This window comes from Bacillus sp. B4EP4a, from assembly GCF_006680105.1.
In the GTDB taxonomy this organism is placed as follows: domain Bacteria; phylum Bacillota; class Bacilli; order Bacillales; family DSM-1321; genus Peribacillus; species Peribacillus simplex_E.
This window is the reverse complement of the sequence record NZ_VHIK01000016.1, coordinates 100718-115261: the sequence shown is the minus strand read 5'-3', so window position 1 is coordinate 115261 and position 14544 is coordinate 100718. Positions and strand designations below refer to the sequence as shown.

Genomic DNA, 14544 nt, shown 5'->3' with positions numbered 1-14544 from the left:
TTCGTTTAAATCATCCTTTTCAGCAAGCACACTTAATGTGCCTTCAGTATTTCAATATAATAAAAAAAAGGTTTCAATCTACTGTCTGTTTCCATAATTCGAGGAGATCACTTTCATGCTGTCTGTGGATGCCTGCTTTTCTATCGGCAGATTCCGGACGGCCCTTTTCCCAATTCCATATATCTTCGAGAGTTTCTGATAGGGGACGGAATGTTAGTCCATTATTGATGGCTTTATTGTTATCGACAGCCAAAAACCCATTCAAAGGTTCCTTAGCTCCCGGTAAAGGGAATTCTTCTGGTATCCATAAAGGCATCTCTCCCCACGGCTCCACTTTATTGTCATCCAAAAATTTTTCAGATACCCATGTAAAGGCAGCATTACTTCCTGTTACCTTTTTGCAGCCTTCAAGTAATTGCCCCATATTTAGTGTGTAATCCGGTCCAACGGCATTATATGTACCTGTCATACTTTTTTCTATCATTTGGATGATCCATTGAGCTAAGTCTCTTGCATCGATGACTTGGATTGGACGTCCAGGGCGTCCAGGAGATAAAATTTCTCCCCCTTCCGCTATTCTTTTAAGCCAGTACGGCAATCGGTCTGTGTAATCATATGGACCTACTATTTGCCCCGCACGAATTGACAAAACTTTCCCCGGCAGTTCTTTTTCAGCTGCTTTTTCGCTTAATGATTTTAACGGTCCATAATATTCACCGTATATCGGTCCAGCAGTTCCGCGGGTGATCTCTTCCGCTTTATCTTCATTTAGTGCATGAACCTCTCCATTTTCATCAATGCCTGGTTCGGTTGGATCACTATAAACTGAGATGCTTGAAATATATGTATAATGTCTAACTTGATTAAGCAATCTGCAAGATTTCGATACAGTTCGAGGGATAAAACCCGATGTGTCAATGACTGCATCCCACTGTCTCCCTTTCAACATTTCAAGATTCCCGTCGCGGTCCCCTCTTAACTGTTCTAGTTCGGGGAAAACATAAGGATCGCTTCCACGATTAAAAAGTGTGACTTCATGCCCTTTCTCTATCGCAGCTTTTGCTAAATACCGGCCTAAAAACCGTGTACCACCCAATATTAAAATGTTCATAAGATTCCCTCCTCTTTAACGATATTCCATAAATCATACGCAATACCCTTTCCTAAAATTAATAATACTTGCAACTTTTCTTTGATTTTCCCTTTTAGGAAAAACTAGCAATATCGTATTCTTTTGAACTTTATTCTTTTTCGCTATAATGATATGGAAAAGGAGAAAGAAGGTGGAAACGATGCTTGAAAATCTTAAACAAAAATTCCCGAACGCCCTTACCAATAAAATGGATACTGGTGAAATTTCTGACTATGTTTGGTTCGAAGACTCAAGAAGTTTACTTGGCATTCACCGTTCAGAAATCACAGCCGAAGAAATCCGTTTATTGGAACTGCTTTTTGCTCCTTCCATAAACCCATATAACCTCAATGCACATCCAGACTCATCATGGAAAACCTTTTTATCCGAACCGAATGCACCTTTGCCTTTAACGAGCTGGGAGAATGTTCGATTTCTTCATTTCAAGCTGACTCATGCTGATTTTTCCAACTCCGATTTTGAAGAAGCCTTCCTCGCTTTCGTTCCATCTGACGCAACTATTGTCTGGGAAAACGAAACGGCAGGAGTATTAATTGAAACGGACGAGGATGAACCTTTATCAACTAAAGAACTAATCGCCATTTCTTCCACGCTTGAAAGTGACTTTTATGTAAAGACCCGTATGTTTACCGGGCGCTTTCACCCTATAAATCAAGACCTTCATCAGCACTGGACTCAGGAGAAAAAGTGTTTTGATTTGGCACAGGTGCATCTGCCAGATCTAAAGGTGGCTGATTTGGCAGACATCATCCCTCACTCATTAATAAATGATCCATCCGTTAAGGATGCAAAGTGGTATATCAATGAGATTCTTGGCAAGACCAAGCAGGATACTGAACTGATCAAAACGATTAAAACGTATATCGAATGTAATTCAAATGCCACCTATGCCGCCAAACAGCTTTATATACATCGGAACAGCTTACAATACCGAATCGATAAATTCTCTGAAAGAACTGGTCTCGATATTAGAAACTTCCGTCATGCGCTTACTGCATACTTGATACTTTTACTAAATGATTAACTTTCAATATAAACAGGTAATATCACCCTTTTTTTGTGCAATGTGCCCATACTTTTTTCAAATCCGATAGCTTAGACTATAGCTAATTGGTACAAGTAATCAGGAGTTTAAAAGGGGGATTTTTCATGGCAGAGTTAGTGTTGGAACATATATTCAAGATTTATGATAAAAAGGTGACCGCTGTTAAAGACTTCAACCTTCGTGTTGCCGATAAGGAATTCATAGTTTTTGTGGGACCTTCGGGTTGCGGCAAATCGACAACATTAAGGATGATTGCCGGACTTGAAGACATTTCCCAAGGGGATTTATATATAGACGGCAAGCGAGTCAATGATGTCCCCCCTAAAGATCGTGATATTGCGATGGTTTTCCAGAACTATGCCTTATATCCTCATATGTCCGTATATGACAATATGGCATTCGGATTAAAACTCAGGAAAACGCCAAAAGCGGAAATCAAGCAAAGAGTCAATGAAGCGGCAAGGATTCTCGGACTTGAAGAGCTGCTAAACAGGAAACCTAAAGCCCTTTCAGGTGGTCAGCGCCAGCGTGTCGCACTTGGCCGGGCAATTGTAAGGGACGCAAAAGTTTTCTTGATGGATGAGCCATTATCCAATCTCGACGCAAAGCTAAGGGTTCAAATGCGTGCGGAAATCGCCAAATTACATAAACGGCTCGACACCACAACGATATATGTCACGCATGACCAAACAGAGGCAATGACCATGGCGACACGTCTTGTTGTAATGAAAGATGGTATCATCCAACAGGTCGGTGCACCAAAGGACGTTTATGAGAAACCGATAAACGTTTTCGTCGGCGGCTTTATCGGATCGCCTGCCATGAACTTCTTTACTGGAACATTAAAAGAAGGCACAATTAAAATAGGCGAACAAACACTTGAAATACCTGAATTGAAGATGAAAATGCTGCGTGATCAAGGATATGTCGGAAAAGATATAATCCTTGGCATCCGTCCGGAGGATTTCCATAATGAAGGTTCTTACTTCACGAAGTCCCCTAACACTGCATTCACAACCCAAATTGATGTGGCCGAACTGATGGGCGCGGAGATCATGCTCTACTCCACATTAGAGGGGCAGGACTTCGTCGCACGCGTCGATGCCAAGAATATTATCCAGGCAGGCGAAAACATCGAACTTGCCCTCGACATGAATAAAGCACACTTTTTTGACAAAGGGACTGAACATCGCATTTTAGTTGAAGAAGATGAACAGATGCAGGAAAGCATGAAGTTATCTGCCAATTAAACGTAAAAAGACCCATTCATAATGGGCCTCAGACTGTAGACAAACTCGATGGAAATCGAGTCTGTCTACAGTTTTTTTAGGGTTTGTGCAATTTGAATGTTGATTTCCACTTCAGGCACTCGCTTTCCGCGGGCGGTCCGGGAGCCTCCTCGGCGCCTTTGCGCCTGCGGGGTCTCCCCTGGACTCGCTTTTCCCGCAGGAGTCTCGCACCTTACGCTCCAATCAACTTTGTATTAACTTTTAGATAGAACTCTTCTGCCTAATGTATTTATTGTTTTAAAATAGAATTTTATTAAAACTTGAGGTGATGAGGATGCTTTCTAAACATGATTCTATTAAGCAAGATCAACTTGAAATGATTACTTTAGATTTTTCGTTTTTTCAAAATTTCATTCCTGAACCAATACCACTTCATCATGTCCGCATTCAGAGCATTTCATGAGATGTGGGCATTGTCCTTTTTGAAGGGATTGAGGGTATCCGTCGTTTTCTTTAAGTATGTCGATATCCATATAAGCACTGTAATCATCAGCGTAGTCCATGAATTTCCCTTTATCTTCAAGATCACTGCCGCATTCCGGGCAATTCACATGAATTTTTCTCAGACCGTTGCAAAGCGGGCATAAAGACATTGTTTTTCCTCCTGTTCCCGATACTTATGATCTCAGTATTTGTTGGTTCCATTATTTTAACACATGGAAACACCCTCCCTAATACCAAGGGAGGGAATTTCCATACAATTATTTATTAACCATGTTAGCAGGATCGACCCATGCTTTGAATTCATCTTCCGTCAGGAACTCCAATTTCAACGCAGCTTCTTTCAATGTTGAGTTGTCCTTGAATGCAGTTTTGGCGATTTTGGCTGCTTTTTCATAACCGATATGCGGGTTCAATGCTGTTACCAACATAAGGGAACGTTCTACATTTTCTTTGATTTTATCTTCATTTGCAGTAATGCCAACCGCACAATTATTGTTGAATGAATGAATGCCTTCCGTCAATAATTTTACCGTTTGCAGGAAGTTATAGATGATTACTGGCTTGAATACATTCAATTCAAAATTACCTTGGCTTGCTGCAAAGCCAATTGTAGCATCGTTACCCACGATTTGTGTTGCAATCATGGTAAGCGCTTCACTTTGTGTTGGATTGACTTTACCTGGCATGATGGAGCTGCCTGGCTCGTTTTCTGGAATGGCTATTTCGCCGATTCCGCTTCTTGGACCACTTGCCAGCCATCTGACATCGTTTGCAATTTTCATTAAATCCGCTGCCAATGCTTTTAAAGCACCGTGTGCGTAGACGATTTCATTATGGCTTGTCAATGCATGGAACTTATTATCAGATGTGACAAAAGGATATCCTGTATCAGCAGCAATTTGTTTGGCGGAAAGTCCCGGGAATTCTTTTTTTGTATTGATTCCGGTTCCTACAGCCGTTCCGCCTAGTGCAAGGTTCAATAATTTTTGGCTGCTTTCCTCAATCATCGCTAGATCTTTGTCGAGCATCGCTTTCCAACCGGAAATTTCTTGTCCCAATGTTAATGGTGTAGCATCTTGAAGATGTGTCCGGCCAATTTTCACGACATCCCAAAACTCTTTTTCTTTTGTATCGAATGTATCACGAAGAGCTTTAATGGCAGGAACCAATTTTTCAGCGACTTCCATAAAGGCAGCAATATGCATGGCTGTCGGGAAAGTATCATTGGAGCTCTGTGCCTTGTTAACATCATCATTCGGATGAAGGGTTTCAGAATCACCATTTTCTTTTAACCATTCATTTCCTTTGTTAGCGACCACTTCATTCACGTTCATATTACTTTGCGTGCCGCTTCCCGTTTGCCAAACTACAAGCGGGAAATGTTCATCTAGCGTACCTTCAAGGATTTCGCCGCAAATCTTGACAATGGCATTCTTTTTAACTTCCGAAAGATCACCAAGATCATAGTTCACTTTTGCCGCAGCTTGTTTAACGTATGCAAATGCACGAACTAATTCAATCGGCATTTTTTCGTTACCGATTTTGAAATTGTTACGGCTTCTCTCAGTTTGTGCTCCCCAATATTTATCAGCAGGAACTTTCACTTCACCCATCGTATCTCGTTCGATTCTGTATTCCATGTGTTCTCCTCCTATGTTTGCACTATTCATTGAAGACCATTTGCATATGAAATGAATAATGTCGTATTATTCTTTCTCTCCATACATTGTACAAACTTTATTATTTTAAAGCAAAAATATCCGCTGACCCTTTCACTTTTTCTGGACCCTTCATGTTTATATGAAAATTCGGATATTCTTTTTTTAGACACATAAAGTGTAGAGGCACTAAGCTCCAATTGACCTGGTCATGAACATCCAAGCATTATCCATCACAAAATGTTCTTGACAGTATTTTGTATATATAGTAAATTCAAAAGAAATTGAATAATCTAAACTCTTATCGAGAGAGGTAGAGGGAATGGCCCGATGACACCTCAGCAACCTTCATTTGTTTCAAACCAATGAAAAGGTGCTAATTCCACAAGTTTGTGAACTTGGAAGATAAGAAGAATGACTCGTCCTTACTTAATCAAAGTCTTCTTCTTAAAGAAGACTTTTTTTTATTTTATATAACTCAAAGGAGCAGTGAAAACCATGTACAAAACTGAAACATATCTTGCTCAATTAGGAAATCGCAGCGAAACGGCGACAGGAACAGTCAATCCGCCGGTATACTTTTCAACAGCTTTTCGCCATGAAGGAATTGGCCAATCAACGGGATTCGACTACACAAGGACAGGTAATCCTACACGCCAATTATTGGAGCGTTCCATCGCCGATCTGGAAAAAGGCGACCAAGGTTATGCCTGCAGTTCAGGAATGGCCGCCATTTCCACTATCCTTGCCCTTTTTAAATCAGGTGATGCATGGATTGTCAGCGAAGATCTTTATGGCGGTACATATCGTCTGTTAGAACAAGGTTTTAAAAAATGGGGGTTGCAGTGTGACTATGTAAACACTTGTTGTTTGGAGGATATCGAAAAAGCCATCACTCCTCACACGAAAGCCATCTTCATCGAAACTCCCACTAACCCCCTTATGCAGCAAACGGACATTAGCGCTGTTGCCGCATTGGCCAAACAAAATAATTTATTGTTAATCGTTGATAACACTTTTTACACGCCTCTTATTCAACAACCCATCCTGCTTGGAGCGGATATCGTGATTCACAGTGCAACCAAGTATCTCGGTGGTCATAATGATGTGCTCGCAGGACTGATCGTTGCTAGCGGCGCTGAATTATGTGATGCACTTGCCTTCCATCACAATGGAACCGGAGCTGTCTTGAGCCCCTTTGATTCTTGGCTGTTGATGCGTGGAATGAAAACCTTGGCATTGCGGATGGAGCGTCATGAAAAGAATGCCAAGATACTTGTAGATTACTTGTCGGAACATGATTGTGTCACGGACGTATTGTATCCCGGCAGAGGCGGCATGATTTCATTCCGTATCATTGATGAATCGGCAGTCAACCCATTTTTACAATCGCTCTCTTTAATTTCGTTTGCAGAAAGCCTTGGAGGGGTTGAAAGCTTCATCACCTATCCCGCTACACAAACGCATGCCGATATACCGCTTGAAGTCAGAACGGCAAATGGAGTTTGTAATCGCCTGCTCCGCTTCTCCGTTGGCATCGAGGACAGCGATGATTTGATCCAGGACTTACAGCAAGCATTCGCACATGTAAAAAGGGAGGCACTACGATGACAGATCATGATTTTAGCTTTGAGACCAAATTACTTCATAATCAACATAAATTCGATCCTGCAACGGGCGGTGTGAGCGTTCCCATTCAGCACGCATCGACTTTCCATCAATCCGATATCGATCAATTCGGCAAATATGATTACAGTAGAAGCGGGAACCCCACTCGTGAGGCGCTGGAAGATATCATTGCTGAACTTGAGGACGGCACACACGGATTTGCCTTTTCATCAGGTATGGCTGCCATTTCAACAGCTTTCCTGCTGTTGTCTGCCGGAGACCATATCGTCATTTCCGAAGATGTGTATGGCGGAACGTTCAGGATGGTCACTAGTGTATTGACGCGTTTCAATATTGAGCATACATTCGTTGACATGACGGACCTTGAAAGCGTCAAAGCGGCCGTTCAGCCAAATACCAGGGCCATATACATCGAGACGCCTTCAAATCCGTTACTTAAAGTGACCGATATTCAAGCCGTATGTGATATCGCAAAAAAAGCCGGTGCCTTAAGTTTTGTTGATAACACATTCCTGACTCCAGCATTGCAAAAACCACTGAATCTGGGTGCTGATGTTGTCCTTCATAGCGCGACGAAGTTTTTATCCGGACATAGTGATGTGGTAGCTGGGCTTGCAGTAGTGAAAGATCCGGAATTGGCAGCAAGACTCGGTTCCCTCCAAAACTCCTTTGGGGCGGTTCTTGGTGTCCAGGACGCCTGGCTTGTAATGAGAGGTCTGAAAACCTTGTCAGTTAGAATGGAGCACTCCCAAAAAGGGGCGGAAAAGATTGCAGCCTACTTAAAGGAGCAGCCCTTGGTGAAAAAAGTGTATTATCCCGGCCTTTCCGATCATCCACAGCACGCCATCCAGAAAGGCCAGTCACTTGGAGCTGGGGCGGTCCTATCATTTGAATTGGACAGTGAGGAAGTCTTCCGTTCTTTCGTGAACACTGTCGAGCTCCCTGTTTTTGCCGTAAGCCTTGGAGCGGTCGAATCTATATTATCTTACCCGGCCAAAATGTCCCATGCTGCCATGCCAGATGATGAAAGGGAAAAGCGAGGCATCACGAACAGCTTGCTCCGCCTCTCTGTCGGACTTGAAAATCCGGATGATTTAATAAAGGACTTCGATGCCGCCCTCGTCAATATTGCTAAAGGGGAAGCAATTGCTGCAAAATGATTTCAGGATGGGTGCCTCATATATTATGGGCACCCTTTTTCTTAGCATCATTATTAACTCTTTTTCACCCTAGTCATAAAAAAAGACCATCGATCTCCCGATGGCCTGACTCTCATTTCTTCATATTATATTTATCCAGGAAGCGATCCACCCGTCCGCCTTTTTCAGCAAACTTCTGCTTTCCAGTATAAAAGGGGTGCGTATCTGAACTGATTTCCACTTTTAATAATGGATACGTTTGGCCATCTTCCCACTCGATCGTTTCATTTGACGCTTTCGTGGAGCCTGTCAAAAATTTATACCCACTGTTGGTATCCATGAATACCACTTGTCGATAATCTGGATGAATTTCTTGTTTCACTATAATCACCTCATCGTCTGTATAGGTATATCTTAAACGTAATGATTACTATTATCAACAATTTCGCTTGAAGGTGCCGATTACGGCACCCTCATTATAGTTTGATCTTGATTATCCATCCTTATTCGGGTGTTCAGCCAGCCACGCCTTTATGTGGACCAGCCTGCAGTTCATACATTTGATAATACTTCCCTTTTAATTCCATTAATTCTTCATGTGTACCTTGCTCAGCAATCCGCCCTTTATCCAGTACAAGAATTTGGTCGGCATTTTTTATCGTGGATAGTCTATGGGCAATGATGAAGGTCGTTCTCCCTTTTTTCAGCACTTCCATTCCCTCCTGGATAATTGCCTCGGTTTCAGTGTCGATGCTTGCTGTCGCTTCATCCAGAATCAATATCGCCGGATTGAATGCAAGAGCACGTGCAAAAGAGATTAGCTGCCGCTGTCCGGAAGACAACGTTCCTCCTTTTTCGATCACGGGTTCATCTAACCCTAAAGGAAGATGCTTCAGCACTTTGTCCCCCCCTACATCTCTTAAAGATTTTTCAACCATTTCCCTTGTGATGCCTTTATGATTCAGACTGATATTGGAAGCGATGGTGCCAGTAAATAAATAGGGATCCTGAAGGACGATTCCCATATGCTCCCTAAGCGTCTGATGGGGGATATCCAATATATTCGTGCCATCGATTTTGATTTGACCTTCACTACTGTCATAAAAACGGAACAATAAATTCATTATGGAACTTTTTCCTGACCCAGTATGGCCAACTAAAGCGACCGTTTCCCCTTGTTTAGCTGAGAAGGAAATGTCCCTTAACACATATTCATTATCTTTATAACCAAAAGAAACATTTTCGAATTGCACATTTCCTTTGTATCTGGACATGTTTTCATCACTGACTGCCACTCCGTGCTCATCCAATAAACTGAATGCCCGCTCCCCTGCAACAAGTGCCTGTTCAAGGTTAGCGAACTGATTGACGATTCCGTGAAGCGGATGAAGCAGGCGGCTGATCAAATCAACAATTGCATACATCATCCCTAAAGAAATGGCTGAACTCGCTGTAAGGGAAATCCCGCCGAAATACCAGACGAATGCCATTAGTGCCAAAACCTTAATGACACCGATCAAGTTTCCGCCCGTCAACGAATTCAAATGGAGCATTTTATTTTGATAGGAATAATGCTCCCGGTTCAGATTTTCAAAAGATTGTTTCGTCTCCTTTTCACGCCCAAATGCCTGGATGATACTCATTCCAGAAATGGATTCATTGATCATCCCATTAATATCGCTGACCCGTTCCCGAATGATGTGATTATATTTCGAGGCGAATTTACGGTATACCATCGTCCAGATAACGATGATTGGAATAAGTAAAAGACCAATGGTACCGACTCGTGGATCCAGAATATACAAAGCAATCAGAACCCCGAAGATATTAATCGTACTCGAGAAGAAGTTGGCGAGCACGGTTACATATAATTCCCGGATCGCTTCCGTATCATTAGTGACCCTGGCTACAACTTTACCCGCTGGCATATTATCGAAATAACGTATCGGCAGACGGGAAATATGCGTAAAAATATCATTTCGCATCTTCTGTATGATTCGGTTCGCCGCTTTCTGTAAATAAAAACTCTGCCCATATTGAAAAATGGAGGAAAGGATGACAAGACTAAAATAAAAAGCCACTAGCTTAATGATCCGCGGGATTTCCGGTTGGTAAAACCGCATCACTTCCTGACTCGACAATTTCACTGCTTGCGCACGCTGCTCTTTCCCGTCTTTCTTGATGATCAACGATTGGTTCTCCAAGGTTCTGCGCCCCTCGATAGGGACAGCTTCATTTACGAAGACAAATTGATTGCCAACCTGCAGAACATGGACTTCCCTGCCTTTCTTCTCACCTTTTGCAAAGTAATCAGCCCGTTTATACCAATTTCCATCATACTTAACAGCATCTTTTCCTTTACCCGCTTCATACCAGGTAGATTCAATGCCAAGTATATGTGAATCGATGATTTTCTTGGCAACGAAAGGACCTGTTAAATCGGCCGCTACCGAAAGTGCCAGCATGATCAGGGCGCCAATGATCAATTTTTTATAAAAGGCAGCATAATTAAAAAGTCTCTTTACGACCCTCATGCCTTCACCTCCGTCCCTTCGTCAACCTGCTGTCGTTCATATTGCGCTCTATACCAGCCATCCTTCTGCAGTAAATCCGCATGAGTCCCCTCTTCGATGATCTCTCCGCTGTCCAACACGATAATTCTGTCCGCGTGCTGAACGGCTGATAAGCGATGGGTTGTGATGATTGTCGTTTTCCCTGCACGTTCATTTTGGATATTTTCGATGATTGTCGTTTCTGTTTTTGCATCCACAGCGGATAAGGAATCATCCAATATAAGGATTTCTGGATTTTTGACCAGTGCCCTGGCAATCGAGATCCTCTGCTTTTGCCCTCCAGATAGAGCGACACCCTTCTCACCGACGAGTGTCTCAAGACGGTTGGGCAGCATCATTAAGTCCTTCTCAAAATCCGCAAGCCGGATAGCTTCAGCCAGCTCCTCTTCCGTTGCATCCATTTTACCGAATAAGATATTTTCCCTAACAGATTTCGAGAATAAAAAATGGTCCTGTGGAACGTAGCCGATCCATTTACGAATATCTTCAAGGTTCAGTTGCTCCAGCGGCATGCCTGCAAAAGCGATTTCACCTGTTCCTAAAGGATATTCCCGCAGCAATTGCTTCACGAATGTCGTTTTTCCACTTCCCGTTTTCCCCACTATCCCCAATGTTTGACCGCGCTCAAGCTGAACGGAAATATTGGATAGATTCACAACCGTTGAGGAAGGGTATGTAAAATAAACTGAATTGAATTGGATATTTCCCGGTTTTTGAATACTCTTCAGACCGAATGAATTTTTCACATCCGCTTCATATGAAAGGGTATCCTGAACACGATCTAGCGAAGCATTTCCCCTTTGCATGACATTGATCAGTTCACCCACCGCTATCATCGGCCAAATTAACATGCCTAGGTACACATTGAACGAAACAAGTCCGCCAAGCGTTATGGCCTGTTGAAACACAAGATAAGCCCCGTAGCCCAACCCGATTAAATAACTGATGCCGATGATAATGCTGATTGTCGGATCAAAGAGGGCGTCGATTCTTGCCACGGCTAGATTTTTGCGATATACATCCTCTGTCATTTCATCAAATCGCTTTTCATCTTCCCGTTCCTGGACATAGGCCCGGATAACACGGACACCTGAAATGGATTCCAGGACCTTGTCATTTAAAGTCCCAAAGGCTGCTTGTGCATCCGTAAAACGTTTGTAAATTTTCTTCACGTAAATTTGCATCATCACTGCCATGATCGGCAGCGGCAGCACCGCCGCAATCGTTAACTGCCAGCTGATCGTGGCTCCCATCATGACCACAACCGTAATGGTGAACAGCACCGAGTCAACAAGCGTCAATATCCCAAAACCAGCAGTGAGGGATATTGCCTTTAAATCATTGGTTGCCCTTGCCATTAAATCCCCTGTACGGTTTTTTTCATAAAACGTCGGCGTCATTTTCAGCAAATGGCCCATAAATCCGGACCTTAGCTTTCGTTCGACCAGGTTACCGCCGCCGAATAACAGATAACTCCATAAGTAACCAAATAGGTAACTGCCGCTCAGTACCATGAGCAAATAAATAACGTATTTCATGACCCCTTCCTGTGTCATGCTGCCATTGTTCATATCATCGATGGCATTCCCGACGAGTTTTGGCGGGATAACCTCCAGGATATTCACCAGACACAGAAATAAAATCGCCAAGGTATAACGCCGCCACTGTTCTTTAAAGAACCAGGACAGCTTTTTAAAAATCGCAAACATGAATTTCCCTCCCTTTTGTTCAAACCTTTCACTCGCTAACCGCTTTCTGGATCTCCGGGTTGCAATAAGATTTCCAATGTCTTTCGTCTCATTTAAAATTCCTCCTATCATTTATATGGAAAGGATGCTAATGCACCTGTACCCCAAATACCAAAAAGCCCCCGCCAATTAGCGGAAGCTTTTTTAGATGCGTAATAACACATATAAAAGCGCAGGCCGCGCGCGAAAATTCCACAACCTGCGCTTTAAAATGATCAATGAACACGTCGAATCCTTTGTCTAGAACGACAAGGTTTCAGGGCAGGCGGACGTATGATATTCGGTTGTGACATCACTGTGCTTAACTGATTTAGTCATGACGTTCGCCTCCTTTTCTATTATTTAATGGTAATTTTTAACTTATGTTTAAAGATTACTACGTGTGCCTATCTTTGTCAATTGTGACTTTTCTAGATTATTGCTGGATAATCCTTTATTCTTATAAGAATGACGTAACCTAAGGAGGTTCAGCATATGCAATGGAGAAAATATATACTCCTGGCGGTTCCCTTTTTATTTTCATCCATTTTCATCTTATTTGCCGTACCGGTAAAATATAGAATATTATCCTTCATTCCTGTGTTTCTTTTCTGGATAGTTTATTATATTTTATTGTACCTGGAAAAGAAGAAGAAAAATAACTGATGACAAAAGAAATCCGGGGGCGTTGCAAATGCAACGCCCCTTTCTTGACGGCTCTGCATATAATGATCGAAAAACATTCGTGGTGATTGTATGCTTTCCCAATATTTGCAGAAGCTGATGGGCAAACACCCTGTCAAAACAAAACCCATCATCGATGCTGAAAGATATGACACGCTAAAATCCCGTTTACAAAAAGAGCTCTTTCAGCCTTTTGATGAGTCAAAAGCATTTTTTCCTGAGGAAACTGCCATTATAAAAAGCATTCGAACCGAGACGGCTGCCTTGAACCGGAACAATATCACAAGAACACAAGCATATCTTGCCTTTTACAATCGTAATCCAGAGGTCCATTGGGCCTTTTTAGCACATATGGTTTCGAGGAATGGGGGATACCATATGACTGACTTGAAAAGTTCGACCATGACCCATCTCCTTGACAGAGCCGAACGGCAAAAATTTTTCCTGTTCCTTGAGCGCGCCAATTCAGCCATATTTGCAGATGCCTTCCCCCAGCTTCTTTTATATGAACATGCTAAACAAAAAGAACTTCCGCTAAGAAGGTATTTACCAGTATTCCGCATTTCAAGATTCATGGCCCCGATTTGGGAATCTTTCATCGAAGATCCCCATTCACCCCTTTTGACAACGGCCCTCATCATTAATGAACAAAGAATGCTTCAGGAAAGGATCTTAAAGCGCACCCGTCATGGTGAAATCCTCCGCAGGCTTGATTTTCGGCTTCAGGAGTACTTAGGCTTCATGAAAGTGATCTTTCCTTATGCAAACAAGCAAAAAAGACTTCATAACTTGACAGGCCTTACCGTCGAACGCTTTGCCGACCCGAAACAGCGTATTGAAACGGGGAAATTATTATATGGGCTTCTTTTTCAGCATCCGGCGGTTTTTCGCGGTGTTGGCCAATTTACAAAAGAGATTCCCCACACTGGTTCCAGAGAGGATTACTGGGGAAGCATATATACCTCTGATGCATCCACGTCAAAAGATGATAAAGTCTACAGCCCCACTCTACATGATGCATGGGAAGATCAACTTTTCTTTCCTCCCCATTCCTTTGATTGGGTTCACTAATGAAAGCTTCATAGAAGATTTACGAAGCACACCGATCATTAAAAAGACGGACCTGACCAACGAGGTGCTCGAAAATGTCAAGCAGCTGAAAACCCTTAACGGAATGAAATCCATTTTCTAGCATCAAGCCTC

At 42.5% G+C, this 14544-nt stretch carries 11 protein-coding genes and 1 riboswitch; of the genes, 5 read left to right on the top strand and 6 right to left on the bottom strand.

Translation table 11 applies throughout. From position 1 onward, the window contains the following. Window positions 1-73 precede the first annotated feature (73 nt). Window positions 74-1111, bottom strand: coding sequence for an NAD-dependent epimerase/dehydratase family protein (locus tag FNK51_RS08905; protein ID WP_141993092.1), 1038 nt, complete (start codon window positions 1109-1111; stop codon window positions 74-76). Window positions 1112-1292: 181 nt separating this feature from the next. Here FNK51_RS08905 and FNK51_RS08900 point away from each other — a divergent pair, with 181 nt between their 5' ends. Further along, complete coding sequence (locus tag FNK51_RS08900; RefSeq protein ID WP_181762227.1) at window positions 1293-2177, top strand: PucR family transcriptional regulator; 885 nt, start codon at window positions 1293-1295, stop codon at window positions 2175-2177. Between the two features lie 125 nt (window positions 2178-2302). Beyond that, a complete protein-coding gene (locus tag FNK51_RS08895; protein WP_141993090.1) occupies window positions 2303-3448 on the top strand; it encodes an ABC transporter ATP-binding protein in 1146 nt (381 codons plus the stop codon). A gap of 389 nt (window positions 3449-3837) precedes the next feature. On the opposite strand, the gene FNK51_RS08890 is transcribed toward FNK51_RS08895, so the two are convergent. Continuing rightward, window positions 3838-4080: a hypothetical protein gene (locus FNK51_RS08890; protein WP_098372525.1), complete on the bottom strand. Its 243-nt coding sequence runs from the start codon at window positions 4078-4080 to the stop codon at window positions 3838-3840. A 108-nt stretch (window positions 4081-4188) separates the two neighbouring features. Further along, on the bottom strand, window positions 4189-5571 hold the full coding sequence (gene fumC, locus FNK51_RS08885) for a class II fumarate hydratase (protein ID WP_141993089.1): 1383 nt from the start codon (window positions 5569-5571) through the stop codon (window positions 4189-4191). 316 nt (window positions 5572-5887) lie between these two features. After that, window positions 5888-6001: riboswitch (SAM riboswitch) on the top strand. An 86-nt stretch (window positions 6002-6087) separates the two neighbouring features. On the opposite strand from fumC, the gene FNK51_RS08880 reads away from it, so the two are divergent. Both FNK51_RS08880 and metC read left to right on the top strand, forming a co-directional pair. Beyond that, the gene (locus tag FNK51_RS08880; RefSeq protein WP_141993088.1) at window positions 6088-7200 is read left to right on the top strand and encodes a methionine biosynthesis PLP-dependent protein; all 1113 of its coding nucleotides are present in this window, start codon (window positions 6088-6090) and stop codon (window positions 7198-7200) included. Beyond that, on the top strand, window positions 7197-8378 hold the full coding sequence (gene metC / locus FNK51_RS08875) for a cystathionine beta-lyase (protein WP_141993087.1): 1182 nt from the start codon (window positions 7197-7199) through the stop codon (window positions 8376-8378). Before FNK51_RS08880 ends, metC begins: the two co-directional genes overlap by 4 nt. A gap of 112 nt (window positions 8379-8490) precedes the next feature. On the opposite strand, the gene FNK51_RS08870 is transcribed toward metC, so the two are convergent. The 3 genes from FNK51_RS08870 to FNK51_RS08860 form a co-directional block, all read right to left on the bottom strand. Next, on the bottom strand, window positions 8491-8739 hold the full coding sequence (locus tag FNK51_RS08870; RefSeq protein ID WP_098372529.1) for a type B 50S ribosomal protein L31: 249 nt from the start codon (window positions 8737-8739) through the stop codon (window positions 8491-8493). Between the two features lie 133 nt (window positions 8740-8872). Then, on the bottom strand, window positions 8873-10891 hold the full coding sequence (locus tag FNK51_RS08865; RefSeq protein ID WP_141993086.1) for an ABC transporter ATP-binding protein: 2019 nt from the start codon (window positions 10889-10891) through the stop codon (window positions 8873-8875). Continuing rightward, the gene (locus tag FNK51_RS08860) at window positions 10888-12639 is read right to left on the bottom strand and encodes an ABC transporter ATP-binding protein (RefSeq protein ID WP_098372531.1); all 1752 of its coding nucleotides are present in this window, start codon (window positions 12637-12639) and stop codon (window positions 10888-10890) included. Before FNK51_RS08860 ends, FNK51_RS08865 begins: the two co-directional genes overlap by 4 nt. Window positions 12640-13413: 774 nt before the next feature. Here FNK51_RS08860 and FNK51_RS08855 point away from each other — a divergent pair. Beyond that, complete coding sequence (locus tag FNK51_RS08855) at window positions 13414-14412, top strand: DUF2515 family protein (RefSeq protein ID WP_141993085.1); 999 nt, start codon at window positions 13414-13416, stop codon at window positions 14410-14412. The last annotated feature ends 132 nt before the right edge of the window (window positions 14413-14544 follow it).